The sequence below is a fragment of the Frigoribacterium sp. AC512 genome (assembly GCF_979258295.1).
This window is the reverse complement of sequence record NZ_OZ409850.1, coordinates 2,490,709-2,514,252: the sequence shown is the minus strand read 5'-3', so window position 1 is coordinate 2,514,252 and position 23,544 is coordinate 2,490,709. Positions and strand designations below refer to the sequence as shown.

At 72.2% G+C, this 23,544-nt stretch carries 21 protein-coding genes and 1 pseudogene; 13 read left to right on the top strand and 9 right to left on the bottom strand.

Annotated elements, in window-relative coordinates; translation table 11 throughout:
- Positions 1-3 precede the first annotated feature (3 nt).
- Entirely contained in the window at positions 4-780 is a 777-nt protein-coding gene (locus tag ACZZ97_RS11550; protein WP_463473251.1) for a class I SAM-dependent methyltransferase, read from the bottom strand.
- Positions 781-821: 41 nt separating this feature from the next.
- On the opposite strand from ACZZ97_RS11550, the gene ACZZ97_RS11545 reads away from it, so the two are divergent.
- Complete coding sequence (locus tag ACZZ97_RS11545) at positions 822-1,565, top strand: phosphoglyceromutase (RefSeq protein ID WP_463473250.1); 744 nt, start codon at positions 822-824, stop codon at positions 1,563-1,565.
- A 210-nt stretch (positions 1,566-1,775) separates the two neighbouring features.
- Here ACZZ97_RS11545 and ACZZ97_RS11540 read toward each other — a convergent pair whose 3' ends face one another.
- Together ACZZ97_RS11540 and phoU are read right to left on the bottom strand one after the other, a co-directional pair.
- Positions 1,776-2,309 (bottom strand): P-loop nucleotide/nucleoside kinase family protein, encoded by a 534-nt coding sequence (locus tag ACZZ97_RS11540; protein ID WP_463473249.1) that lies wholly within the window; start codon positions 2,307-2,309, stop codon positions 1,776-1,778.
- A 213-nt stretch (positions 2,310-2,522) separates the two neighbouring features.
- A complete protein-coding gene (gene phoU, locus ACZZ97_RS11535) occupies positions 2,523-3,176 on the bottom strand; it encodes a phosphate signaling complex protein PhoU (protein WP_123547860.1) in 654 nt (217 codons plus the stop codon).
- A 193-nt stretch (positions 3,177-3,369) separates the two neighbouring features.
- Between phoU and ACZZ97_RS11530 the strand changes: the two genes are divergently transcribed.
- A complete protein-coding gene (locus ACZZ97_RS11530) occupies positions 3,370-4,560 on the top strand; it encodes a sensor histidine kinase (RefSeq protein WP_314101811.1) in 1,191 nt (396 codons plus the stop codon).
- Positions 4,557-5,243: a response regulator transcription factor gene (locus ACZZ97_RS11525; RefSeq protein WP_314101812.1), complete on the top strand. Its 687-nt coding sequence runs from the start codon at positions 4,557-4,559 to the stop codon at positions 5,241-5,243. The genes ACZZ97_RS11530 and ACZZ97_RS11525 overlap by 4 nt, the downstream gene beginning before the upstream one ends.
- Positions 5,244-5,338: 95 nt before the next feature.
- On the opposite strand, the gene ACZZ97_RS11520 is transcribed toward ACZZ97_RS11525, so the two are convergent.
- Positions 5,339-5,968 carry a hypothetical protein gene (locus ACZZ97_RS11520; protein WP_463473248.1) on the bottom strand — a complete coding sequence of 210 codons (630 nt, stop codon included), beginning with the start codon at positions 5,966-5,968 and terminating at the stop codon, positions 5,339-5,341.
- A gap of 135 nt (positions 5,969-6,103) precedes the next feature.
- Here ACZZ97_RS11520 and ACZZ97_RS11515 point away from each other — a divergent pair, with 135 nt between their 5' ends.
- The 4 genes and pseudogenes from ACZZ97_RS11515 to rlmB all read left to right on the top strand — a co-directional run bounded on the left by ACZZ97_RS11515 (position 6,104) and on the right by rlmB (position 10,491).
- Positions 6,104-6,586: a CarD family transcriptional regulator gene (locus ACZZ97_RS11515; RefSeq protein ID WP_043597211.1), complete on the top strand. Its 483-nt coding sequence runs from the start codon at positions 6,104-6,106 to the stop codon at positions 6,584-6,586.
- Positions 6,576-7,892 (top strand): annotated as a pseudogene (gene ispF, locus ACZZ97_RS11510) (2-C-methyl-D-erythritol 2,4-cyclodiphosphate synthase); the annotation flags it as partial. The gene ACZZ97_RS11515 and the pseudogene ispF, both read left to right, overlap by 11 nt.
- Positions 7,893-8,035: 143 nt before the next feature.
- Positions 8,036-9,454, top strand: coding sequence for a cysteine--tRNA ligase (gene cysS, locus ACZZ97_RS11505; protein WP_463473247.1), 1,419 nt, complete (start codon positions 8,036-8,038; stop codon positions 9,452-9,454).
- Entirely contained in the window at positions 9,451-10,491 is a 1,041-nt protein-coding gene (gene rlmB, locus ACZZ97_RS11500) for a 23S rRNA (guanosine(2251)-2'-O)-methyltransferase RlmB (RefSeq protein WP_123547866.1), read from the top strand. The genes cysS and rlmB overlap by 4 nt, the downstream gene beginning before the upstream one ends.
- A gap of 111 nt (positions 10,492-10,602) precedes the next feature.
- Here the strand turns inward: rlmB and ACZZ97_RS11495 are convergent, their stop codons facing one another.
- Both ACZZ97_RS11495 and ACZZ97_RS11490 read right to left on the bottom strand, forming a co-directional pair.
- Entirely contained in the window at positions 10,603-11,913 is a 1,311-nt protein-coding gene (locus tag ACZZ97_RS11495; protein ID WP_146903294.1) for a DUF4032 domain-containing protein, read from the bottom strand.
- A gap of 206 nt (positions 11,914-12,119) precedes the next feature.
- Positions 12,120-13,220 (bottom strand): ABC transporter ATP-binding protein, encoded by a 1,101-nt coding sequence (locus ACZZ97_RS11490; RefSeq protein ID WP_123547868.1) that lies wholly within the window; start codon positions 13,218-13,220, stop codon positions 12,120-12,122.
- A gap of 276 nt (positions 13,221-13,496) precedes the next feature.
- Between ACZZ97_RS11490 and ACZZ97_RS11485 the strand changes: the two genes are divergently transcribed.
- The gene (locus tag ACZZ97_RS11485) at positions 13,497-14,471 is read left to right on the top strand and encodes a DsbA family protein (RefSeq protein WP_463473246.1); all 975 of its coding nucleotides are present in this window, start codon (positions 13,497-13,499) and stop codon (positions 14,469-14,471) included.
- Here ACZZ97_RS11485 and ACZZ97_RS11480 read toward each other — a convergent pair.
- Positions 14,468-15,019, bottom strand: a complete 552-nt coding sequence (locus tag ACZZ97_RS11480; RefSeq protein WP_463473245.1) for a metallophosphoesterase family protein — start codon at positions 15,017-15,019, stop codon at positions 14,468-14,470. The two genes, ACZZ97_RS11485 and ACZZ97_RS11480, sit on opposite strands and share 4 nt — an antisense overlap.
- Positions 15,020-15,050: 31 nt before the next feature.
- On the opposite strand from ACZZ97_RS11480, the gene ACZZ97_RS11475 reads away from it, so the two are divergent.
- The 4 genes from ACZZ97_RS11475 (at position 15,051) to ACZZ97_RS11460 (ending at position 19,931) form a co-directional block, all read left to right on the top strand.
- Positions 15,051-15,860: a glycosyltransferase family A protein gene (locus ACZZ97_RS11475; protein WP_463473244.1), complete on the top strand. Its 810-nt coding sequence runs from the start codon at positions 15,051-15,053 to the stop codon at positions 15,858-15,860.
- Between the two features lie 82 nt (positions 15,861-15,942).
- Positions 15,943-17,085 carry an AI-2E family transporter gene (locus ACZZ97_RS11470; RefSeq protein WP_463473243.1) on the top strand — a complete coding sequence of 381 codons (1,143 nt, stop codon included), beginning with the start codon at positions 15,943-15,945 and terminating at the stop codon, positions 17,083-17,085.
- 280 nt (positions 17,086-17,365) lie between these two features.
- The gene (locus ACZZ97_RS11465; RefSeq protein ID WP_463473801.1) at positions 17,366-19,297 is read left to right on the top strand and encodes an MDR family MFS transporter; all 1,932 of its coding nucleotides are present in this window, start codon (positions 17,366-17,368) and stop codon (positions 19,295-19,297) included.
- Positions 19,278-19,931, top strand: coding sequence for a MarR family winged helix-turn-helix transcriptional regulator (locus tag ACZZ97_RS11460; protein ID WP_463473242.1), 654 nt, complete (start codon positions 19,278-19,280; stop codon positions 19,929-19,931). Before ACZZ97_RS11465 ends, ACZZ97_RS11460 begins: the two co-directional genes overlap by 20 nt.
- A gap of 164 nt (positions 19,932-20,095) precedes the next feature.
- Here the strand turns inward: ACZZ97_RS11460 and ACZZ97_RS11455 are convergent, their stop codons facing one another.
- A complete protein-coding gene (locus tag ACZZ97_RS11455; RefSeq protein ID WP_314103030.1) occupies positions 20,096-21,139 on the bottom strand; it encodes an NAD(P)-dependent alcohol dehydrogenase in 1,044 nt (347 codons plus the stop codon).
- 354 nt (positions 21,140-21,493) lie between these two features.
- Positions 21,494-22,471: an ROK family protein gene (locus ACZZ97_RS11450; protein WP_463473241.1), complete on the bottom strand. Its 978-nt coding sequence runs from the start codon at positions 22,469-22,471 to the stop codon at positions 21,494-21,496.
- 140 nt (positions 22,472-22,611) lie between these two features.
- Here ACZZ97_RS11450 and ACZZ97_RS11445 point away from each other — a divergent pair, with 140 nt between their 5' ends.
- Positions 22,612-23,502 carry a carbohydrate kinase family protein gene (locus ACZZ97_RS11445; RefSeq protein WP_463473240.1) on the top strand — a complete coding sequence of 297 codons (891 nt, stop codon included), beginning with the start codon at positions 22,612-22,614 and terminating at the stop codon, positions 23,500-23,502.
- Positions 23,503-23,544 lie beyond the last annotated feature (42 nt).

Here is a 23,544-nt window from a genome sequence, read left to right as displayed (position 1 = left end):
TCGTCAGTCCCGGGGCGCCACCGCGGCCCAGGGCAGCGTGAGCTCGCCCAGACGCCAGCGGGTGCGGCCGTGCAGCACCGGCCAGCCGCCCGCCCGGAGCCCCTCGACGGTCGCGACCCAGCGCTGCACGGGCCCGTACACCGACAGCGGCGCCGCGACGGCCCACGCGCGGTCGAGGTCGACGAGCAGGTCGTGCACCCGCTCGCCGGGGACGTTGCGGTGGATCAGCGCCTTCGGCAGCCGCTCGGCCACGATCGAGGGCAGCTCGAGCGAGGCCAGCCGCAGCGAGATCGTGAACGTGCGGGGCCCCTCCTCGTCGACGTCGACCCAGCTCGAGACGCGGCCGATCTCGTCGCAGGTCCCCTCGACGAGCACGCCCCCCGCCTGCAGGCGCGACGTCATCAGCGCCCAGGAGGCGGCGACCTGCGACTCGTCGTACTGGCGCAGGACGTTGAACGCACGGATGACCGCGGGCCGTCGGCCGCCGTCGAGCGGCACCTCGAAGCCGCCGAGCCGGAAGCTGACGCCCGGCCGTGCCGACAGCTGCGCCCGGCGCACGCGCTCCGGCTCGATCTCGATGCCCACGACCTCGACGTCGGGGCGGGCCCGCTGGAGGCGCTGGTGCAGCTCCAGGGGAGTGGTCGCGCTCGCCCCGTACCCCAGGTCGACGACGAGCGCGTCGTCGGCGCGGCGCAGCGCCGGGTGGGCGGCGATCCAGCGGTCGACCCGACGGAGGCGGTTGGTGCCGGTGGTGCCGCGGGTGACGGATCCGACGGGCATGGGCCAAGTCTCGCACCGGGGCGCAGCGATACGCTGGAGGCATGACTTCGACGCTCATCCTCCTGCGACACGGCAACAGCGAATGGAACGCCAAGAACCTCTTCACGGGATGGGTCGACGTGCGGCTCACCGAGCAGGGGCGTGCCGAGGCCAAGCGCGCCGGCGAGCTGCTGCGCGAGCACGACCTGCTGCCCGACATCCTCTACACGTCGCGTCTGACCCGCGCCATCCAGACGGCCGACATCGCGCTGGAGGAGGCCGACCGCCTCTGGATCGACGTGAAGCGCTCCTGGCGTCTCAACGAGCGCCACTACGGCGCCCTGCAGGGCAAGGACAAGGCCCAGACCCTCGAGCAGTACGGTCCCGAGCAGTTCCAGACCTGGCGCCGCTCGTTCGACGTGCCGCCGCCCCCGCTCGACGACGACAGCGAGTTCTCGCAGGCCCACGACAAGCGGTACGCCGAGCTCGGCATCGACGCGCCGCGCACCGAGTCGCTCGCCCTCGTCATCGAGCGGATGATCCCCTACTGGGAGACCGACATCACCCAGAGCCTCGCGGCCGGCGACGTCACGCTCGTGGTCGCGCACGGCAACTCGCTGCGCGCGCTCGTGAAGCACCTCGACGGCATCGGCGACGACGAGATCTCCGAGCTGAACATCCCGACGGGCATCCCGCTCGTCTACGAGCTCGACGACGACTTCCGCCCCACGGGCCCGGCTCGCTACCTCGACCCCGAGGCCGCCGCCGCCGGGGCCGCGGCCGTCGCGAACCAGGGCAAGAAGTAACCGCAGCCACGAGAACCGCGCCCCGCAGCCCGTGTCCCGGGCCGCGGGGCGCGTCCCTGTCCGCGCAGGATCCCTTCGCCGGTTCGGCGGGTTCCCGTCGCCCTCGGCGGGTCAGCGCCGACCCGCCGCGAGCGACAGGGACCCGCCTGACGCGACAGGAACCCGCCGAACGCCACAGGGACCCGCCGAACGCAACGGGGACCCGCCGACTCAGACGAACTGCTCGCTGATCTTCATCACGAGGTCGTCGACGTCGACGGGCGTGCTCGTGTCGACCCGCAGCACGGGCCACTCGCCCAGCGGCGCGGCAGCCTCGGCCCACTCGGCCCACGATGCGCGGGTGGACTCGACGGTGCCGTGCGCGGGGTGGCGACCGCCGGCGGCGAGCCGATCGACGACGCGCTGCAGGGCCACGTCGGGGTCGACGTCGCACCACACCTCGAGCGTGCGCGGCGACCCTGCCCGTGACACCCCGGCCCGGGCGCGCTCGAGGTCGCGCGGCCGGTGCCAGAACGAGTCGACGACCACGCCCGCCTCGACCTCGGCCGCCATCGCCCAGACCGTGTCCATCGCGATGGAGCCGAGCGCCTGCGGGTCGATCATCGGCCCGGCCAGGTCGGCCAGCGCCTCCTTGACCGGGTCCTTCGCCAGGAGGGGGCAGCCCAGCACCCCGGCGAGCGTGGCCGAGAGGGTGGTCTTGCCCGAGCCGGGAAGACCGTTGACGAGGATCGCGACGGAAGCCATGTCCACCATCCTCTCGCGCAATTCAGGAGGTGCCGGCCGGCACATCCTGAAGCGTGCACGGTTCAGGACTCTCGGCACCTGAGCTGCGCGACTCAGGACCGATCTTCCTGAACGGAGTGAGAAGAAAGGAGGCGCGGCGTCCGACGAGCGGACACCGCGCCTCCTGCGCGTGACGGCACGGCGGCCGCCGGGCCGGTCAGGCCGCCGGGCCGATCAGGCCTCGGGAGCGACCCAGTCGCCGGTGGCCAGGTACTGGACCTTCTTGGCGATCGACACGGCGTGGTCGGCGAAGCGCTCGTGGTAGCGCGACGCGAGGGTCGAGTCGACGGTGTCGACGGCGGCGCCCTTCCAGGTCTCGCCGAGCACCTTGTCGAACACGCTCAGGTGCAGCTCGTCGATGCGGTCGTCGTCGTTGCGGATCTCCTCCGCGAGGCGGACGTCCTCGGTCGTGAGCAGCTCGGTCAGCTTGTGCGCGATCGCGACGTCGAGCTCGCCGAGCTCCTTGAAGGTGGGGCGCAGCGACTTCGGCACGACCTTCTCGGGGAACCGGTAGCGCGCCAGCTGGGCGATGTGCTCGGACATGTCGCCCATGCGCTCGAGCGACGAGCTGATCCGCAGCGCGCTCACGACGATGCGCAGGTCGCGGGCGACCGGGTTCTGGCGGGCGAGGATGTCGATCGCGAGCTCGTCGAGCGCGATGGCCCGCTGGTCGATCTGGTCGTCGTCGGCGATGACCTTCTCGGCCAGGGTGACGTTCGACTCGTTGAAGGCGGTCGTGGCGTTGTCGATCGAGATGGCGACGAGGCCTGCGATCTCGACGAGGCGCTCCTGCACCTCTTGCAGCTCCTGCTGGAATACCTCGCGCATGTGGTGATGGGACCTCTCGTGGTGTCGGGGCGGGTGTGCGCCCGTGCCGCAGACGACGTCGCCCGCACATTCCAGACGACTCTCTCGGGTGGAGGTTAACGACTGGTGCCCAGCGACTGAACAGTCACCAAAGTACAGCGGATGGGCAGGGGGCGGTCGATCCGGCCCCCGGCTGTTCACTAAAGTCGACCGCATGGACTCCGCCTGGCTGGTGCCGGCGTCGCTGCTCTTCGGCGCCGTCGTGGGTGCGGCGATCGTGCTCGTCGTCGTGGCGGCGCAGCACCGTGCCGCACGCGTCGCGGCCCTGGTCGACAGCACCCTGCCCGACGGCATCGACGCGGTGCTCGACGCCCTCGAGTCGGCCGGCATGGTGGTCGACCCGTCCGGCAACGTCCTCAAGGCCTCGGCGGCGGCGCTGCAGCTCGGCCTCGTGTCCGCGCAGCACCACCTCGTCCACCCCGAGATGGAGGCGATGGTCGGCCGCGTGCGCCACGAGGGCGAGCCGCAGGAGGCGCAGCTCACCCTCGCGCGCCTCCCTGGTTCCGAGGCCACCATCCAGCTCGGCGTCCGGGCGGCGGCCCTGGGCGGCCGCTACGTGCTCGTGCTCGCCGAGGACCACACCGAGGGCCGACGCCTCGACGACATGCGCCGCGACTTCGTGGCCAACATCAGCCACGAGCTCAAGACTCCGATCGGTGCCGTCGGCCTGCTCGCCGAGGCGCTCGACGCCGCCTCGGCCGATCCCGACCGGGTGCGCCACTTCGCGGGCCGCCTCACGCAGGAGGCCGACCGGCTCGGGCGCCTGACGCAGGACATCATCGAGCTGTCGCGCCTGCAGGCCGTCGACGCCCTCGGGGCGTCGCAGACCATCGACCTGCGGTCGGTGGTCGACACCGCCGTCGACCGCAACCGCGTCGTCGCCGAGGCGCGGTCCGTCGAGCTCATCGTGCGCGGGGGCAAGAGCGCGAAGGTCCTCGGCGACGAGGCCATGCTCGTCACGGCCGTCGACAACCTGGTCGCGAACGCCATCGCGTACTCGCCGGACGGCTCGCGGGTGGGCATCGGCCTCGCCTCGGGCGGCGACGGCTCGGTCGAGGTCGCCGTCACCGACCAGGGCTTCGGCATCCCCGAGGAGGAACTGGAGCGCGTCTTCGAGCGCTTCTACCGCGTCGACCCCGCACGGTCCCGCCGCACCGGCGGCACCGGCCTCGGCCTCGCCATCGTCAAGCACGTGGTGCAGAACCACGGGGGCGACGTGCGCGTCTGGTCCCAGGTCGGCAGCGGGTCGACCTTCACCGTCCGTCTGCCCCAGGTCGAGACCCGTCCTGAGACCCGCAGCGTCCCCATCCCGGTCACCACACGAGGAGCCACCGATACCCGATGACCACCCACATCCTGATCGTCGAGGACGAAGAGTCGCTCAGCGAGCCCCTGGCGTTCATCCTCGAGCGCGAGGGCTACCGCGTCACCGTGGCCGACGACGGCCCAGCGGCCCTGGCCGCCTTCGACAAGACCGGTGCCGACCTCGTGCTGCTCGACCTCATGCTCCCCGGCATCCCGGGGACCGAGGTCTGCCGGGTGCTGCGCTCGAAGTCGCAGGTGCCCATCGTCATGCTCACCGCGAAGGACAGCGAGGTGGACATCGTCGTCGGGCTCGAGCTGGGCGCCGACGACTACGTCACGAAGCCGTACTCGACGCGGGAGCTGCTCGCCCGCATCCGCGCCGTGCTGCGCCGCCGGGTCGACGACGACGACGACCTCGCCGACGGCGTGCTCGAGGCAGGCGAGATCCGGATGGACGTCGAGCGACACGTCGTCACGGTCCGCGGCGAGGACGTCGCGATGCCCCTCAAGGAGTTCGAGCTGCTCGAGCTGCTGATGCGCAACGCCGGCCGGGTGCTGACCCGCGGGCAGCTGATCGACCGCGTGTGGGGCTCCGACTACTTCGGCGACACGAAGACCCTCGACGTGCACATCAAGCGCATCCGCTCGAAGATCGAGCCGGTGCCGTCCGAGCCGAAGGCGCTCGTGACGGTGCGCGGGCTCGGGTACCGCATCGAGGCGTAGCGCCCCGTCGCCTCGACGACACGTGGTGCGGCGACACGAGATTGGCCCGGTCCCCGCGTCTGCGGGGCCGGGCCTCTCTCGTGTCGCAGCCGGGGCTAGCGGTCGGCGGTGGCCGACGGGCTGGGCTCCGCCTCCTGGACGTCGCTCTCGGGCAGCGGGGTCGACGTCTCGCCGGGCTCGACCGCCTCGTCACCGGGCGTCGGGGTGGGCAGCAGCGTCGCGTACTCGGGCAGGGCGCCGGTCAGGACGGGCACCTGGAGCATCTTGCCCGTCTCGGTGCCGTACTGGACGAACACCGGCAGCAGCTGCCCCGGGGTGACGTCGAGGTCGGTCATGACGAACTGGTCGACGTCGGTGCTCGTGCCGCGGTCGACCTGCGAGCGGGCGTCGACCTCGACGGTCTGCGTCTCGTCGCCGGACTCGGTCTCGTACTGGAACGACACCTCGACCGCGTCGTCGCTCTCGTTGATGACGGTCATCACGAGGCTGGCCTCGGCGCCGTCGTCGGTCAGGGCGATCGCGTTGCGGACCTTCACGTCGCCGACGGTGATGCTCGTGCCGTCGCTCGCGTCGTAGATCTTGGTGGTGCGCTGGGGGCTGATGAAGTTGCAGCCCGCGACCAGGGTCACGACGGCCAGGGCGGTCGCGGTGACGGCGGCCCCGCGGGAGAAGCGTCGCGCACGGGCGACCGTCGAGTTCGTCTCGAGCACAGGTCCGACTCGCACGGGTGACCTCCAGGTTCCAGTTCACGGCAAGGGTTCTCGTCTAGCCTAGGCGATGCCGTGCACCCCGGCTTCTCAGGCATGCCTGGCCGAGGGGTGCGCATGTTATCCTGGGTGCCGCAGAACGGAGCCTGATTCATGCAGTTCGAGGTCGGAGAGACCGTCGTCTACCCCCATCACGGGGCCGCGACCATATCTGAAGTCAAGAAGCGGATCATCAAGGGCGAAGAGAAGCTGTACCTCAAGCTTCGCGTCACCCAGGGTGATCTGACCATCGAAGTACCCGCGGACAACGTCGACCTCGTCGGCGTCCGCGACGTGATCGGCAAAGAAGGGCTCGACCGCGTCTTCGACGTGCTCCGCGCCCCCTTCACCGAAGAGCCCACCAACTGGTCCCGCCGCTACAAGGCGAACCTCGAGAAGCTCGCGTCCGGCGACGTCATCAAGGTGTCCGAGGTCGTCCGCGACCTCTGGCGCCGCGACCAGGACCGCGGGCTGTCCGCCGGCGAGAAGCGCATGCTCGCCAAGGCTCGCCAGATCCTGATCAGCGAGCTCGCGCTCGCCGAGAAGACGGACGAAGAGAAGGCGTCGAGCGTCCTCGACGAGGTTCTTGCCTCCTAGCACCACCGACGACCGCGCGGTCGGCGCCCCCGGAGTCTCACCCCTCGGCGGCACCGTCCGCGCGGTCGTCGTCGTAGCGGCGGGCAGCGGCACCCGCCTCGCCCAGGGCCGCCCCAAGGCCTTCGTCGAGGTCGCGGGCCGCAGCATCCTCGAGCGCTCGCTCGAGGCCGTCTTCGCCTCGTCCGTCCCGACGCACGTCGTCGTCGTCGTGCCCGCCGCGCTCGTCGACGAGGCGACCGTCCTCGTGCGCGGCGTCGCCGGTGTCGCCGCGGACCACGTGTCCGTCGTCGTCGGCGGCGACAGCCGCCAGACGTCGGTCGCGGCAGGCCTCGCCGCCGTCGGCCCCGGCGTGCGCACGGTGCTCGTGCACGACTGCGCACGACCCTTCACCCCCGCGAGCCAGTTCGACCTCGTCGCCGAGACCGTGGAGGCCACGGGGCACGGCGTCGTGCCCGGGCTGCCGGTCACCGACACGATCAAGAAGGTCTCCGCCGGAGGCGCGGGTCGGGTCGTCGGCACCGTCGACCGTTCCGAGCTGGTCGCCGTCCAGACCCCGCAGGGGTTCCCTCGTGCCGAGCTCGACGCCGCCTACGCGTCCGCCGCCGTGGTCGGCGCCGCGACGGCCCTCGAGGCCGAGGCCGCCGACGACGAGGCTCCCGTCGTCGAGTTCACCGACGACGCGGCGCTCTTCGCCGCGGCCGGCCACGAGGTCGTCGTCGTCGCGGGCGACCCCGCCGCGTTCAAGATCACCACGAGCTGGGACCTGCGCCGGGCCGAGACGCTGGTCGCGGAGCGCGCCGGCGGACCCGGCGGATCCTCCGTCGCGGACGGCGTCCGTGCAGCCGCGGACAGGCTCCGCACCGGCCTCGGCGTCGACGTGCACGCCTTCGACACGGACGAGCCGCTGCACCTCGGCCTCCTGCACTTCCCCGGCGAGGCGGGCCTCGCCGGCCACAGCGACGGCGACGCAGTCGCGCACGCCGTGGTCGACGCCCTGCTCTCCGCCGCGGGCCTCGGCGACATCGGCTCGGTCTTCGGCACGTCCGATCCGCGCTTCGCCGGGGCGAGCGGCGAGGTGTTCCTCACCGCGGCGCTCGAGCGTCTGACGCACGCGGGCTTCGACGTGGTGAACGTCGCGGTCCAGGTCATCGGCAACCGTCCGCGGATCGGCGGCCGCCGCCTCGAGATGGAGGCGCGCCTCATCGAGGTCGTCGGCGCGCCCGTCAGCGTCTCCGCGACCACCACCGACGGGCTCGGCTTCACGGGCCGCGGCGAGGGCGTGACCGCGATCGCGACCGCGCTGGTGTCGGTGGTCGAGCCTCGGGAGCGGACCGCGCCTCCTCGGGGCACCTCGACGACGGGCACCGGCGACCACCGAGACAAGCCCGAGCAGACCGACCAGCCCGACCGGCCAGACCAGACCGACACCACCGAAACGGACCGATCCGCGTGACCATCCGCCTCTACGACTCTCGCGAGCAGGCGCTCGTCGACTTCGTCCCCCTCGTCCCCGGCAAGGTCGGGCTGTACGTCTGCGGGCCGACGGTCCAGTCGTCGCCGCACATCGGCCACCTCCGCAGCGCCCTCGTCTACGACCTGTGGCGCCGGTGGTTCACCTACCGCGGGCTCGACGTGACGCTCGTGCGCAACGTCACCGACGTCGACGACAAGATCCTCGCCCTGTCGAGCGGCACCGACGAGGAATGGTGGGCGCGCGCGTACCGCTACGAGCTCGAGTTCACCGCCGGGTACCAGGCGCTGGGCGTGCTCGCGCCGACCTACGAGCCGCGCGCGACCGCGAGCGTCACCGAGATGCAGCAGCTCGTCACGACGCTGATCGAGAAGGGCCACGCCTACGTCGCGCCCGACGACTCGGGCGACGTGTACTTCGACACGGCCAGCTGGCCGACCTACGGCGCCCTGACGAACCAGGGCCTCGACGACATGGCGCCGGCCGCCGACGCCGATCCCCGCGGCAAGCGCGACCCGCGCGACTTCGCCCTGTGGAAGGGCGCGAAGGCCGACGAGCCCGCGTCCGCCGCGTGGTCGTCGCCGTGGGGCGACGGACGCCCCGGCTGGCACGTCGAGTGCTCGGCCATGTCGCGCCGGTACCTCGGCACCGCCTTCGACATCCACGGCGGCGGTCTCGACCTGCGGTTCCCGCACCACGAGAACGAGCTGGCGCAGTCGACGGCCGCGGGCGACGCCTTCGCGTCCCACTGGCTGCACAACGGCCTCGTCGCGGTCGACGGCCAGAAGATGTCGAAGTCGCTCGGCAACTCGATCTTCGCGAGCGAGTTCCTCGCCGCGGCGCGTCCGGTCGTCGTCCGTTGGTTCCTCAGCTCCGCGCACTACCGCTCGACCATCGACTACCACGACGGCGCGCTGCTCGAGGCCGAGGCGGCCCTCGACCGGATCGAGACGTTCCTCTCCCGTGCCGGCCGCCGCCTCGCCGGCACCCGCTTCGCCGGCGTCGGTGCACGCGTCGTCCCCGACGACTTCGCCGAGGCGATGGACGACGACCTCAACGTGCCGCAGGCGCTGGCGGTGCTGCACGACGCCGTGCGCACCGGCAACTCCGCGCTCGACGACGGGGACCTCGACGCGGCAGCCCGCGAGTGGCAGCACGTGCAGGCCATGGTCGCCGTCCTCGGCGTCGACCCGCTCGCACCCGAGTGGCGCGGAGCCGACGAGGGCGACGCGCACCGCGCGCTCGGTACCATCGTCGAGACCCTCCTCGCTCAGCGTCAGCAAGCCAGGGCCGCGCGCGACTTCGCGCAGGCCGACCGCGTACGCGAGATGCTGGCGTCCGCCGGCATCACCATCGAAGACACCCCCAGCGGGTCGCATTGGAGCCTCGAACAGTGAAGAACACCAGCGGAGCGAACAAGGGGCGGCCGAGCAGCAGCGCCGTCCGCAAGGGCAGCAAGGGCAAGCAGGTCGGCAGCGGCGGCCAGGGGCGCCAGGCGCTCGAGGGCAAGAAGCCCACGCCCGCGGCAGAGGACCGCCCGTACCACCCCGCAGGCAAGGCGAAGGCCGCGCGCGAGCGCCTCGACGCCGCCCGTGGCCGCGCCGGCAACGGCCCGCGCGCCGGGTCGGCCGTGGCTGGCCGGGGCGGGCAGGAGGCGCCCCGTCGTCGCCCGAAGACGGCGGACGACAGCGAGATGGTCACCGGCCGCAACTCCGTGCTCGAGGCGCTGCGCACGCGCATCCCCGCCTCGACGCTCTACATCGCCGCGCGCATAGAGATGGACGACCGCACCAAGGAGATCCTCACGCTGGCGACCCGTCGCGGGCTGCCCGTGCTCGAGGTCATGCGCCCTGAGCTCGACCGCCTGACCGGACCCGACTCCGTGCACCAGGGCGTGGCGCTCAAGGTGCCGCCGTACCAGTACGCGCACCCGATCGACCTGCTCGAGGCCTCGGTCAAGCGCCAGCAGACCCCGCTCTTCGTGGCGCTCGACGGCATCACCGACCCTCGCAACCTCGGCGCGATCATCCGCTCCGTGGGCGCGTTCGGCGGCCAGGGCGTCATCATCCCGCAGCGTCGCTCGGTCGGCCTCACCGCCTCGGCCTGGAAGACCTCGGCCGGTGCCGCCGCCCGCGTCCCCGTCGCGATGGCGGCGAACCTCACGCAGACGCTCAAGTCGTTCAAAGAGCAGGGAGTCTTCGTGCTCGGCCTCGACGGGGGCGGCGACGTGATGCTGCCCGGCCTCGAGCTCGCCGACCGTCCGCTCGTCGTCGTCGTCGGCAGCGAGGGCAAGGGCCTCTCGCGCATCGTCGCCGAGACCTGCGACGCGGTGGTGTCGATCCCGATCACGACGGCCGTCGAGTCGCTCAACGCCGGCATGGCCGCGAGCGTGACGCTCTACGAGATCTCGAAGCTGCGCGCCGAGCGCAAGTAGCGCCTCCTCGGCGTCGCCTGCGGAACGGGAACACCCCGGAGTGGACGAAGCACCCCGTCGTCGCGGGGTGCTCCGCCCACTCCGGGGTGCCCGGCTGTGCGGCCGGCCTCGTCAGACCTTCGCGCGCCAGTCCTCGAGCTCGTCGTCCTCGGCCTCGTCGTCGTCCCCGTCGAGGTCGGCGTCGGGCAGCCGGATCGACTCGGTGGCGGGGGCGATGACGGTCCGCTCGTCGCGGCGGTGGCGCAGCACGTCGTTGATGTACGAGGTCAGCGCCTCGGCGATCGGCACGTCGCGGCCCTCCTGCTGCGACTGGTACCAGCGGTGCTCCAGCAGCTGGTGGAACACCTCGGCGGGCTCGAGCCGGCCGCGCATCTCGCGCGGGATCGACCGCACGACGGGCTCGAAGACGCGGGCGGCCCACTCGTGGGCCACCATCTCCTCGTCGGCGTCGATCTGGCCGGTGCGCAGGCGGTAGGCGTCGAGGTCGTTCAGCAGGCGGCGAGCCTGGTTCTCCTCGACGTCGAGTCCCGTGAGGCGCAGCAGGCGCCGCGAGTGGTGCCCGGCGTCGACGACCTTGGGCTGGATGCGCACCTGCGTGCCGCCCTCGGTGGTCTTGATCGCCAGTTCCTCGATGTCGAAGCCGAGGTCGTTGAGCCGCTCGACGCGGTCGTTGATGCGCCAGCGCTCCGAGCTGTCGAAGGTCTCGCTGCCGGTGAGCTCCGTCCACAGGCTGCGGTACTTGGCGACGATGCCGTTGCTCACGTCGACGGCGTCGAGGTTGTCGTCGAGGCGGCCGCCGGCCTCGAGGTCGAGCAGCTCGCCGGCGATGTTGACGCGGGCGACCTCGAGGTCGTTCTCGCGCTGTCCGTTCGACAGGCCGCCCGGGTAGAGCTTGCCGGTCTCGGCGTCGACGAGGTACGCCGCGAAGGCCCCGGCGTCGCGACGGAAGAGCGTGTTCGAGAGCGACACGTCGCCCCAGTAGAAGCCGATCACGTGCAGGCGCACGAGCAGCAGGGCGAGCGCGTCGACGAGGCGCGTCGCCGTCTCGGGCCGCAGCGTCTGCGAGTAGAGCGCCCGGTAGGGCAGCGAGAACTTGAGGTGCCGGGTCACGAGCACGGGGTTCAGCAGGCTGCCGTCGACGTCGTGCCGGTTCGTGATGACGGCGAGCGGGTCGACGCAGGGGATGTCCATCCGCTGCAGGGTGCGGAGCATCTCGTACTCGCCGCGGGCCATCTCGCCCGAGGTCTCCTTGATCGCGATGACGTAGCCGCTGAGGTGCGCGAAGCGGACGAGGTGCCGCGAGATGCCCTTCGGCAGGGTCGCGATCGCGTCGTCGGGCCACTCGTCGAGGGGCAGCGCCCAGGGCAGGTCGAGGAGGGCAGGGTCGGCCGTGGCGGACGTGATGTTGAGGGAGTCGCTCATGGTCGCTTTCAGGGGGGTGGCGGGACCGGGGGAGTGCGGGCGAGGGGAACCGGCGGCAGGTCGGGAGCCGGACGCACGGGTGGGGCCAGTGTCGCAGGAGGTGCGGGCCGAGTCACGCAGGACCGGCGGCCGCGGACAGCCGAACGGCCCGCCGAGGCGTGCGGAGCGCTGCTCCGGACGGTCTCGACGGGCCGATCAGGGTGTCGCTAGGCGCTGACGACGGCCTTGTCGCCGAGGCGCTCGCCGGACTCGGTGTCGAAGACGTGCACGTGGTGCGCCTGGGGCGTGATGTGGATGGTCTCGCCCAGCTTGGGGTGGTTGCGACCGTCGACGCGCACGACGATGTCGACGCGCTGGCCGCTCACCTCGGTGTGGCCGTAGAGGTAGCCGTCTGCACCCAGTTCTTCGACGACGTCGACGGTGACCGCGAGGCCCTCGCCGGCGGTGTTGACGACGACGTCCTCGGGGCGGACGCCGATGGTGACGCTCGTGCCGTTGGCCTGGCCGACGGTGTCGCGGTCGACGGCGGTGACCGCGGTGCCGAACTGGATGCCGCCGGCGACGACGTCGGCGGGCAGCAGGTTCATCGCGGGGGAGCCGATGAAGCCGGCGACGAAGACGTTCTGCGGCTTCTCGTACAGGTCGCGGGGGGTGCCGACCTGCTGGAGGACGCCGTCCTTGAGGACCGCGATGCGGTCGCCCATGGTCAGGGCCTCGGTCTGGTCGTGCGTGACGTAGACCGTGGTGACGCCGAGACGACGCTGGAGCGAGGCGATCTGGGTGCGGGTCTGCACGCGCAGCTTGGCGTCGAGGTTCGACAGCGGCTCGTCCATGAGGAACACCTGCGGCTGGCGCACGATGGCGCGGCCCATGGCGACGCGCTGACGCTGACCACCGGAGAGGGCCTTGGGCTTGCGCGAGAGGTAGGGCTCGAGGTCGAGCAGCTTGGCCGCCTCGAGGACGCGGGTGGCGCGCTCCTCCTTGCCGACGCCGGCGATCTTGAGCGCGAAGCCCATGTTCTCGGCGACGGTCATGTGCGGGTACAGCGCGTAGTTCTGGAACACCATGGCGATGTCCCTGTCCTTCGGGGGCACGTCGGTGACGTTGCGGTCGCCGATGAAGATGTCGCCGCTGTTGACCTCTTCGAGGCCGGCGAGCATGCGCAGGGTGGTGGACTTGCCGCAGCCCGAGGGGCCCACGAGGACGAGGAACTCGCCGTCGGCGACCTCGAGGTCGATCGCGTCGACCGCGGGACGGGTCGAGCCGGGGTAGAGACGGGTTGCCTTGCTGAACGTCACGGACGCCATGATTCATTTCTCCTTCACCGGCAGGTACGTGCCGGACGATCCTTCGTGAACGGATTGGTGATCACCCTGGGTCAGCGGTGACCACTCCCCCCAGCATGCCACAGGAGGTGACTCATCCCCACCTCTCCGGGGGCCACGGAGTCACGATCCGGCCACGGGTTGTTTGGACTTTTCCCAGTCCGCGCTCGTACCATCGACCGGGCCCTCCACCTCCCCGGGCCCGTTCAGCCCCCTACGACGCGACCGCGACCTCGTCGCGCATCGGAGAACCGTTCCATGACTGACACCGGCCCCTCAGGCTCCGAGCCGCTGAGCAAGAACGCGACCAAGAACCAGCGCCGCGCAGCCGCCCGCGAGCGCGCCCAGCTCGCCCGCAAGAAGCAGAAGCGCCGCCAGAAGACGAGCCGCTGGCTGCTGCAGGGCGGCCTCGTCGTCGTGGTGCTCGCCATCGTCGTGGCCGTCGTCGTCGTGATCACCAACAGCATCCGTCCCGCTGGCCCCGGCCCCGCCAACATGGCCAGCGACGGCATCCGCATCGGCCAGGACTTCGTGGCCGAGACGACCCCGGCCCTCGGCGCCGACGACGAGCCCACGGCGACCGAGACGACCGCGTCGTCCGACACCGTCGACATCGTCATCTACCTCGACTACCTGTGCCCGATCTGCGGCGGCTTCGAGGAGGCGAACAACGAGTACATCGCCGGCCTCGTCTCGTCGGGCGCGGCCACGGTCGAGTATCACCCGGTGGCGATCCTCACGAACAGCTCGCTCGGCACGAAGTACTCGAACCGAGCCGCCAACGCGGCGGCGTGCGTCGCGAACTACTCGCCGAACTCGTTCTTCGACTTCAACACCGCCATGTTCGAGAACCAGCCCGAAGAAGGCACGCGCGGTCTCGACGACGCCCGCCTCGCCGAGATCGCGACCGGCGTCGACGGGGTCACGTCGGCGTCGCAGATCACGCAGTGCATCGACGACCAGGAGTTCGCGTCGTGGGTGGGCGCCGCCACCGAGCGCGCGCTCGACGGCCCGCTGCCCAACAGCAACGTCCAGTCGTTCCGCGGCACCCCTACCGTGCTCGTCAACGGCCAGCAGTACGAGTTCAGCCAGCCGTTCACGAACGAGGAGTTCCGCAACTTCGTCGTGACCGCCGCCGGCAACAGCTACGCGGACGCCGCGACCGCGACGCCCACGCCCGCGCCGACCGAGGCACCCGCCGAGGTGGCGCCGGCCGAGACACCCGCCGGCTAGGTCGTCATGCGGGGGTGCGGCAGCACCCCGTCGAGCGCGTCGGTGCGCAGCGGCAGCTCGTGCAGCGCGACGTCCCGCACCGCGCCGGCGTCGAGCACGAGCGTCAGGTAGGTGGCCCGCGGCTGGCGCCGACGGTCGGTCGGCGAGCCGGGGTTCAGCAGCCGCAGGCCGGCCGGGGTGGTCGTGTCCCACGGGATGTGGCTGTGGCCGAAGAGGAGCAGGTCGGTCTCGGGGAAGGCGCGGTCCATCCGGGTCTCGCGCCCCTCCTTCTGTCCCGTCTCGTGGACGACGGCGAGGCGGACGCCGTCGATCGTCGTGCGGGCCACCTCGGGCAGGCGGGCGCGCAGGTCGTCGCCGTCGTTGTTGCCCCAGACGGCCACGAGGAGGCGCGCCCTGGCCTCGAGCTCGTCGAGCAGCGGCACGCCGGTCCAGTCGCCCGCGTGGACGACGACGTCGGCCCTCTCGACCGCGCTCCACACGGCCACGGGCACGGCCTTCGCCTTCTGCGGGACGTGGGTGTCGGACACGACGACGACGGAGGTGCTCATGGCGCCCAGGGTAGGCGGGCAGGATGGGGGCGTGCGTGTCTCCGTCGTGATCCCGGTCCGTGACGACGCGCGTCACCTCGAGGTCTGCCTGCGGTCGCTGGCACGCCAGACCGTGCTGCCCGACGAGGTCGTCGTCGTCGACAACGGCAGCTCGGACGACAGCGTCGCCGTCGCGCTGGCCGCGGGCGCCCGCGTGCTGCACCAGCCCGTCGTCGGCATCGCCGCCGCGGCCTCGACCGGCTACGACGGTGCGCTGGGCGACCTCGTCGGGCGCTGCGACGCCGACAGCGTGCTGCCGCGCACCTGGGTCGCCGAGCTGTCGCGCACCTTCGACGAGCGACCCGAGGCCGTCGCGGTGAGCACCGGAGCCCGCTTCTACGACGCCCCCGTGGGCCTGCAGCGGATCCTCTCGATCGGCTACGTCGGGGCGTACCACGTCCTCGTCGGGGCCGGCCTCGCGCACTGGCCCCTCTTCGGCTCGACGATGATGATGCGGCGCTCGGCCTGGGTGGCGGTGCGGGACGAGGTGCACCGGCGCGACGCCGGGCTGCACGACGACATGGACCTCGCGGTGCACCTGGGCGACCTCGTGCTCGGGCAGCCGGGGCGCATCGTGTGGCGCCGCGACGTCGTCGCGGCGATCTCGGCCCGCCCCTTCGCGCGCGGCGGCCGGCAGTGGCTCCGCAGCACGCGTGCCGTCCGGTCGTTCGCGGTGCACGGGCGGGACGGGATCCCGTTCGTCCGCTGGTGGCGCCGCGACCCGTTCTCGCTGCGCGCGGGGCTGACGGGCGGCGGGTCGGCCGGGGCACGCCGGGCGAGATCCGGCCCTCGGGCACGCTGACGCGGTTCGATGGGTCCTGTCGGCCGACCGGTCCGGCGATCCGTGCCGCCCCGATCGGCCCCCGAGACGAACAGGACACCACGTGGCCCTCTTCCGCAGCCGCGCGAGCGACGCGACGGCCGACGCCGCCGAGGCCGTCGCCACCCAGGCGAACCAGTGGGGCGACCCGTTCGGCCGCCTCGCCACGCGCTCGATCCAGATCATCGTCGTCGTGGTGGTCGCCGCCGGCCTCATCTACTCGTTCAGGACCCTGAGCCTCGTCACCATCCCGGTGCTGCTCGCCCTCATCTTCGCGTCGGCCATGCACCCGGTGGTGTCGTGGCTGCGGCACCACCGCGTGCCCTCGCTGCTCGCCACGTTGATCGCCCTCGTCGGCATCCTCGGCGTGCTCGGACTCGTCGGCTGGCTCGTCGTCTGGGCCGTCGAGAACCAGGCCTCGTCGCTCGTCTCGTCCGCGCAGAAGGGCATCGGTCAGCTGCAGGACTTCATCACGACGCTGCCGTTCTCGATCACCGACGAGCAGGTCGAGAACGTCCGCGACACGGTCGTCGACTTCCTGACGAGCGCCTCCTTCGGCTCGGGCGCTCTCGCCGGCGCGAGCGCGGTGGGCAGCTTCGCCACGGGCCTCGTGCTGATGATCGTGGTGCTGTTCTTCTTCCTGAAGGACGGGCCGGCCATCTGGGAGTTCATGCTCCGCCCGTTCCGCGGCCAGCAGTACGCCCGTGCCCGCCGCATCGGCGACAAGACCGTGCAGACGCTCGGCGGCTACGTGCGCGGCACGGCCACCGTCGCTGCCGTCGACGCGATCGGGATCGGTGTCGGCCTCTGGATCATCGGCGTGCCCCTCGCGCTGCCGCTCGCCGTCGTCGTGTTCCTCACCGCGTTCATCCCGCTCGTCGGCGCGACCGCGGCCGGCATCCTCGCCGCGCTCGTGGCCCTCGTCGCCAACGGGCCGATCGACGCCATCTGGGTCATCGCCGTCGTGGTGCTCGTCAACCAGCTCGAGGGCAACCTGCTGCAGCCCGTGCTGATGGGCCACACGCTGCGCCTGCACGGCCTCGTCATCCTCGTCGCGCTGACCGCGGGCACCGTGCTCGGCGGCATCGTCGGCGCCGTGATCGCCGTGCCGCTGACGGCCGTCGCCTGGGGCATCGTCGGCGTCTGGAAGGGCCCGGACCAGCCGGCCGAGATGTTCCGGCAGAAGCGGCCCGAAGAGGTCCGCTAGCCCACCGCTGATGAGCGCAGGAGGCGCGGTGTCCGTTCGTCGGGCACCGCGCCTCCTTCATGTGGCCGCTCGGAAAGAAAAGTGCGTGATCTGCACGGAAATGGTTGCGGATCGTCAACTGAGGCGTATGGTTGTGGTTCTACAACTACCTGGCCGACGACGTCCGGGCCCCCATCTCAGAGTCACCACGGAGCCGACCTTGTCGCAGACCACCACCACCGCCGCCGCGGGCGCGGGCACGACGCCCACAGTGCCGCACGAGCCGGGCGAAGCGCCCGGCATGAGCCACCGCGAAGTCCTGACGGCCCTGTCGGGCCTGCTGATGGGCATGCTCGTGGCGATCCTCTCGTCGACCGTCGTGTCGACCTCGCTGCCGCGCATCGTCAGCGACCTGAACGGCAGCCAGACCTCGTACACCTGGGTCATCACGGCGACGCTGCTCGCGACCACCGTGAGCACGCCGCTGTGGGGCAAGTTCTCCGACCTCACGAACCGCAAGGTGCTGCTGCAGGTGGCGCTCGTGCTCTTCGTGCTCGCCTCCGTCGCGGCCGGCTTCTCGCAGAACACCGCGACGCTGATCACGTTCCGCGTGTTCCAGGGCCTCGGCGCCGGCGGCCTCACGGCCCTGGTGCAGGTCGTCATGAGCGACATCATCAGCCCGCGTGAGCGCGGCCGGTATATGGGCTACCTCGGCGCCGTGATGAGCGTCGGCACCATCGGCGGCCCGCTGCTCGGCGGCGTCCTGACCGACTCGATCGGCTGGCGCTGGAACTTCTTCGTCGGCGTGCCCGTCGGCGTCGCCGCGCTCATCGTCATCCAGCGCACCCTGCACCTGCCCCCGAAGCCCAAGAAGGCCGTCGTCGTCGACTACTGGGGCGCCGGCCTGATCGCCGGCGGCGTCTCGCTGCTGCTCGTCTGGGTGTCGCTCGGCGGCAAGCAGTTCGAGTGGGCCTCGACCACCAGCTGGCTGATGGGCGTCGGCGCGGCCGTGCTGCTCGCGCTGGCCGTCGTCGTGGAGTTCCGCTCGAAGGAGCCGATCATCCCCCTGACGCTCTTCAAGAACCGCACCTTCACCTTCGCGGTCGTCGCCTCGCTCAGCGTGGGCGTCGCGATGTTCGGCACCAGCGTGTTCCTCGGCCAGTACATGCAGCTGGCCCGCGGCCAGTCGCCCACCATGGCGGGCATCCTGACCCTGCCGATGGTGCTCGGCCTGCTCATCTCGTCGATGGTCGCCGGTGCGCTCATCTCGAAGTACGGCAAGTGGAAGCCCTACATGATCGTCGGCTCGATCCTGCTGGCGGCCGGCCTGTTCCTCATGTCGACCATCGAGTACGACACGAACTTCGCGATCGTCTCCGTCTTCATGGCGATGATGGGCCTCGGCATCGGCATGGTGATGCAGAACCTCGTGCTCGTCGTGCAGAACTCGGTCGACGTCAGCGTCGTGGGCGCCGCCTCCTCGAGCGTCGCGTTCTTCCGCAGCCTCGGCGGCACCATCGGCGTCTCGGTGATGGGGGCCGTGCTCGGCACCAAGGTCTCCGGCTACATCACGGACGGCCTCACCGACGCGGGCGTCGACCCCAGCGCCCTCGGCAGCGGCGGCTCGACGAGCATCCCCGACCTCAGCACCGTTCCCGGCCCGATCCGGACCATCATCGAGTCGGCCTACGGCCAGGGCGTCGCCGACGTGTTCCTCATCGCGGCACCGCTCGCGGTCATCACCATCGTGTTCGTCTGCCTGCTGCCGAACGTCGAGCTCGGGACGAAGACGGGCATCCAGCGGGCTGCCGCGTCGGGTGACGGATCGGGTGCTGGTGCTGCTGGCGCCGGTGCGGCTGCTGCCGCGCCTGACGACGCCTCGGCGGTCGAGAAGGGCGTCGCGGCCACGGCAGGGCTCGCCCCGTCCGTGTCGAGTGCGCCCGCCACCACGACCGACGGCGCCTCGACGCCTGCCCCCACGTCGCCTGTCGACCAGGGCGACGACGAGCCCGTGGTCGACCCGGCGGACACGAAGGCGGACACGCCTGCTGCAGCGACCGCGGCCGGGCGACGCCACCACTCCCACGCCACGACGGGCACCGGTACCATCGACACGATCATCGCCACCGGTGCCGCCGAGGTGGCAGGCCACCCCGTGTCGGACGACGAACTGGCCGAGAGCCCGGTGTTCTCGTCCCTGGTCGAGGAGAAAGATGTCGCAGCCGACCGATGACGGCACGCCCGCGGGCGCGGTGCTCGACTCACCGCGCCCGGTCGGGCCGCGAGCGCCGGCGGGCTCGCCCGCTGCTCCGCCCGCTCCGGCTGCCCCAGCCGCATCTGCTGCCCCGGCTGCGCCGCCCGCTCCGGCTGCCCAGGCCGGCCCGAGCGGCGGACTGGACGCACCGCGGCTGGCCAGCCCGGACGACGACGGCCGTGAGGGCCTCATGGCGAGCGTCGTCGACGAGATCGGCTCGATGATGGTCGAGGCCAAGCGCACCATCGCCGCGGCGGCCTCTCGGTTCGACCCGGACGTGCCGCCCACCGCGTTCTACGTGCTCCGCTACGTGATGAAGCACCAGCCCTGCACCGCCGGCGACATCGTCAAGGCGATGGCCCTCGACAAGAGCGCCGTCAGCCGCCAGGTCGCGCTGCTGCGCGAGGCAGGGTTCGTCGACGTCGTCCCCGACGCCGCCGACGGCCGCGTGATGACGCTCGGCAGCACCGACCGGGCCGAGGCGCGGATGCTGGAGGTGCGGCACGAGAACCGCGCCGTGTTCCGCAGCCACGTCGAGGGCTGGACCGACGACGAGCTCGCCGAGTTCGCCGGCTGGCTGCACCGCTTCAACACGCCCGCCGACCCGCGGTAGGCGACCCGCGCCTCCTCGGGGCTGCTCTACGGGCGAGTTCGTCCGAGACGGGCGGTCGTGGCCGCCCGCATGCGACGAACTCGCCCGTCCGCGTGCCCGGGGTCGCTGCAGGCGACGACGAAGGCCCCCTCCCGGTGCGGGAGGGGGCCTTCGTCGTGCAGGCGCTAGATCGTGGCTGTGTCGATCACGAAGCGGTAGCGGACCTTGCTGCCGACGACGCGCTCGTAGGCGTCGTCGATGTCGTCGGCGCTGATCGTCTCGATCTCGGCGCCGATGTGGTGCTCGGCGCAGAAGTCGAGCATCTCCTGCGTCTCGGGGATGCCGCCGATGTTCGAGCCGGCGAGGCTGCGGCGACCGCCGATGAGCGAGCCGGCCCCGAACGACTGCGGGTTCTCGGGCAGTCCGACGAACACCATCGTGCCGTTGAGACGGAGGGTGCGGGCGTAGGCGTCGATGTCCATGTCGGCCGAGATCGTGTTGATGATCAGGTCGAACGAGCTGCGAAGCTCCTTGAACGTGGCCGGGTCGCTCGACGCGTAGTAGTGGTCGGCACCGAGCTTCAGGCCGTCCTCCTGCTTGGAGAGCGTCTGGCTGATGACGGTGACCTCGGCGCCCATGGCGTGCGCGATCTTCACGGCCATGTGGCCGAGTCCGCCCATGCCGACGACGGCGACCTTCTTGCCGGGGCCGGCACCCCAGTGCTTCAGGGGCGAGTAGGTCGTGATGCCGGCGCAGAGCAGCGGCGCGGCCTCGTCGAGCGCGATGCCCTCGGGGATCGACAGCACGTAGTTCTCGTCGGCGACGATCTGCTTGGCGTAGCCGCCGTAGGTCTCTTCGCCCGAGTACTGGCGGCCGTTGTAGGTGGGCACGTTGCCCTTGACGCAGAACTGCTGCTCGCCCGCGAGGCAGTTCTCGCACTCGCGGCAGCTGTCGACGAAGCAGCCGATGCCGACGCGGTCGCCGACCTCGTGCTTCGACACGTCGGAGCCGACCTGGGTGACGACGCCGGCGATCTCGTGGCCGGGGACCATCGGGAAGATGGCCTTGCCCCACTCTTCGCGGGCCTGGTGGATGTCGCTGTGGCAGACGCCGGCGAAGGCGATGTCGATCTGGACGTCGTTCGGGCCGACGTCGCGCAGCTGGATGGTCGAGCGCTCGAAGGGCGCGCCGGCCGAGGGGGTCTGGATGACGGGGACGGTGGTGGGCATGGAGATACCTCCGTGTGGTGGCGGGTCGTGCGCACCCGGGTGCGGGCGCGCGGGATCCCGACGTCGTCGTGGGGATGCCTCCAGCCTATGCACGGCCGCCGACACCGGCTCCTGACGGGAACCGTTCTCAGCGCGGCGACGAGGGGGCGCCGTGGGGTGCGGCGGGTTCCTGTGTGATGCGGCGGGTCCGTGCCCCAGGCGGCGGGCGGGCGCCGGCCCGCCGCGGGCGACGGCGACCCGCCGTGGGCGGCGGCGGCCCGCCGCGGGCGACGGCGACCCGCCGTGGGCGGCGCCGGCCCGCCGCGGGCGACGGCGACCCGCCGACTCCCGGACGGACTTGCAGGAGGCGCGGGCTCAGCCGAGCAGGTCGGCCTGCCAGACGAGGGCGGCGGCCCCGACGAGGGGGCTCTCGTCGCTGAGACCGGAGCGGACGACGCGGACGCGACGGGCGTAGCCGTTGACGGGCGCCTCCTCGACGGTGGCCCTGACGAGGTCGAGGTAGTCGTCGCTCACGCGCGAGAAGCCCCCGCCGATCGCGGCGACGTCGAGGTCGAGCAGGGTCGTCACGGACGAGATGGCCTCCCCGACGGCGTTGGCCGAGCGGCGCACGGCTGCGACGGCGATCTCGTCGCCGGCGACGTAGCCGGCTGCCAGGTCTTCGCCGCGCTCGCCCTGCCAGCCCTGCTGCTGCGCCCAGCGCACGACGTTCGGGCCGGAGGCGATGACCTCGAGGGTGGCCGCCCAGGCGCTCTCGCCCGCGGGGCGGTCGGCGATCTGGATCTGCCCGATGTGGCCGGCGTTGCCGGTGCCTCCGGAGAGGAGGCGGCCGTTCACGATCAGGCCGCCCCCGACGCCCGTCGAGACGGTGATCGCGACGGCGTTGTCGACGCCCTGGGTGGCGCCGACCCAGTGCTCGGCGAGGGCGAGGCTCACGCCGTCGAGACGCAGGGTCACGGGCAGGTCGGCGGTGTCTGCGTCGGCGCGGGTCTCGGTGCCGAGGCTCTCGCTCGCCTCCGCCAGCAGCTCGAGGACGAGCGTGCGCAGCGGGAAGCCGCGCCAGGCCGGCAGGTTGATCGGCGAGACGGTGCCCTCGACGAGGTCGACCGGGCCCGCGCTGCCGATGCCGGCACCGACGAGGACGTCGTCGTCGCCGAGCGCCGCGAGGGCGTGGCGGACGACGTCGCGGACGGCGTCGGCCAGCTGGTCGCTCGTCGAGTCGTGGCCGGTCGGACGGCGGTCGCGGCTGCCGGGGGAGAGGACGCCGTCGGCCGCGACGAGCGCGGCCTCGACCTTGGTGCCGCCGACGTCGACGGCCAGAGCGTAGTCAGTCACCGCGCCAGCGTAGTGCGGCGCCCGGCCCGGGTGAGCGAGGGGCGGGGGCCGGCACGACGGGAGGCCGGTGCGGCGACGACGCGCGCCCGGCCGGTGCGGCGACGGCCCGTGCCCGCCCGAGCCGCCCGTAGGGTGTCGACATGGACCAGTCTGCACGCCGCGTCGTCGTCATCGGCGACGCCCTCATCGACGAGCTGCGCACCCCCTCCGGATCGGACGACCACGTCGGCGGCGCCGGCCTCAACGTCGCCGTCGGGCTCGCCCGGCTCGGCGTCGCCACCACGCTGCTCGCCTCGGTCGGCGACGACGCCGACGGGGCGTCGATCCGCTCGTACCTGGCCGAGCACGGCGTCGAGCTCGTCGCCACGACCAACCCGCTCGGAACCGGCCGCGCGGTGAGCGAGCGCGTCGACGGCGAGCCGACCTACGCCTTCAGCGACGCGGCCGTCGCCCGGGCCCTCGACTTCGGCGAGGCCCAGCTCGCCGCGATCGCGGCCGCGCCGCTCGTCGCAGTCAGCTCGTACCCCTTCGACGACGCCCGCCTGACCGAGCGACTGCTCGACGCCGTGGGTGCGGAGCCGCCGCGGCTCGTCGTCGACCCGAACCCGCGCCCCGGGTTCCTGCGCGACCCCGAGGCCTTCGCGACCGGCTTCGCCCGCGCCGCCGCCGCCTCCTTGCTGGTCAAGATCGGCGAGGACGACGCGGCGCTGGTCGCCGGCGGCACGCTCGACGAGTGGCAGGAGGCGCTGCTCGCATCGGGCGCCGGGGCAGTGCTCGCGACCCGCGGCTCCGACGGGGCGAGCCTCACGCGCGCCGGGCACACGCCGCTGCGGCAGGGCATCGCGTCGCTGGACGGCGACGTCGTCGACACGATGGGCGCGGGCGACGCGACCTTCGCCTCCGTGGTGGCGTCGTCGCTGGCGCGGTCGACGGACCCGGGCAGCGTCGACTGGGAGGCGGCGCTCACGGACGCGATGCGGGTCGCGGCCGCGACGGTGCGTGCGCCGGGCGCGCTGCTTCGCCGTCCCTAGCCGCAGGCTCTCCGGCCCTCTCCTCCCCGGCCCCGGCTCGAC

What these genes read in the sequence shown, in the direction of transcription:
- ACZZ97_RS11550 (WP_463473251.1), bottom strand. Translation starts at nt 780, where the DNA reads ATGCCCGTCGGATCCGTCACCCGCGGCACCACCGGCACCAACCGCCTC.
- ACZZ97_RS11460 (WP_463473242.1), top strand. Translation starts at nt 19,278, where the DNA reads ATGTCGCAGCCGACCGATGACGGCACGCCCGCGGGCGCGGTGCTCGAC.
- ACZZ97_RS11540 (WP_463473249.1), bottom strand. Translation starts at nt 2,309, where the DNA reads ATGGCTTCCGTCGCGATCCTCGTCAACGGTCTTCCCGGCTCGGGCAAG.
- ACZZ97_RS11525 (WP_314101812.1), top strand. Translation starts at nt 4,557, where the DNA reads ATGACCACCCACATCCTGATCGTCGAGGACGAAGAGTCGCTCAGCGAG.
- ACZZ97_RS11530 (WP_314101811.1), top strand. Translation starts at nt 3,370, where the DNA reads ATGGACTCCGCCTGGCTGGTGCCGGCGTCGCTGCTCTTCGGCGCCGTC.
- phoU (WP_123547860.1), bottom strand. Translation starts at nt 3,176, where the DNA reads ATGCGCGAGGTATTCCAGCAGGAGCTGCAAGAGGTGCAGGAGCGCCTC.
- ACZZ97_RS11515 (WP_043597211.1), top strand. Translation starts at nt 6,104, where the DNA reads ATGCAGTTCGAGGTCGGAGAGACCGTCGTCTACCCCCATCACGGGGCC.
- ACZZ97_RS11465 (WP_463473801.1), top strand. Translation starts at nt 17,366, where the DNA reads ATGAGCCACCGCGAAGTCCTGACGGCCCTGTCGGGCCTGCTGATGGGC.
- ACZZ97_RS11485 (WP_463473246.1), top strand. Translation starts at nt 13,497, where the DNA reads ATGACTGACACCGGCCCCTCAGGCTCCGAGCCGCTGAGCAAGAACGCG.
- ACZZ97_RS11455 (WP_314103030.1), bottom strand. Translation starts at nt 21,139, where the DNA reads ATGCCCACCACCGTCCCCGTCATCCAGACCCCCTCGGCCGGCGCGCCC.
- ACZZ97_RS11545 (WP_463473250.1), top strand. Translation starts at nt 822, where the DNA reads ATGACTTCGACGCTCATCCTCCTGCGACACGGCAACAGCGAATGGAAC.
- ACZZ97_RS11495 (WP_146903294.1), bottom strand. Translation starts at nt 11,913, where the DNA reads ATGAGCGACTCCCTCAACATCACGTCCGCCACGGCCGACCCTGCCCTC.
- ACZZ97_RS11480 (WP_463473245.1), bottom strand. Translation starts at nt 15,019, where the DNA reads ATGAGCACCTCCGTCGTCGTCGTGTCCGACACCCACGTCCCGCAGAAG.
- ACZZ97_RS11490 (WP_123547868.1), bottom strand. Translation starts at nt 13,220, where the DNA reads ATGGCGTCCGTGACGTTCAGCAAGGCAACCCGTCTCTACCCCGGCTCG.
- ACZZ97_RS11445 (WP_463473240.1), top strand. Translation starts at nt 22,612, where the DNA reads ATGGACCAGTCTGCACGCCGCGTCGTCGTCATCGGCGACGCCCTCATC.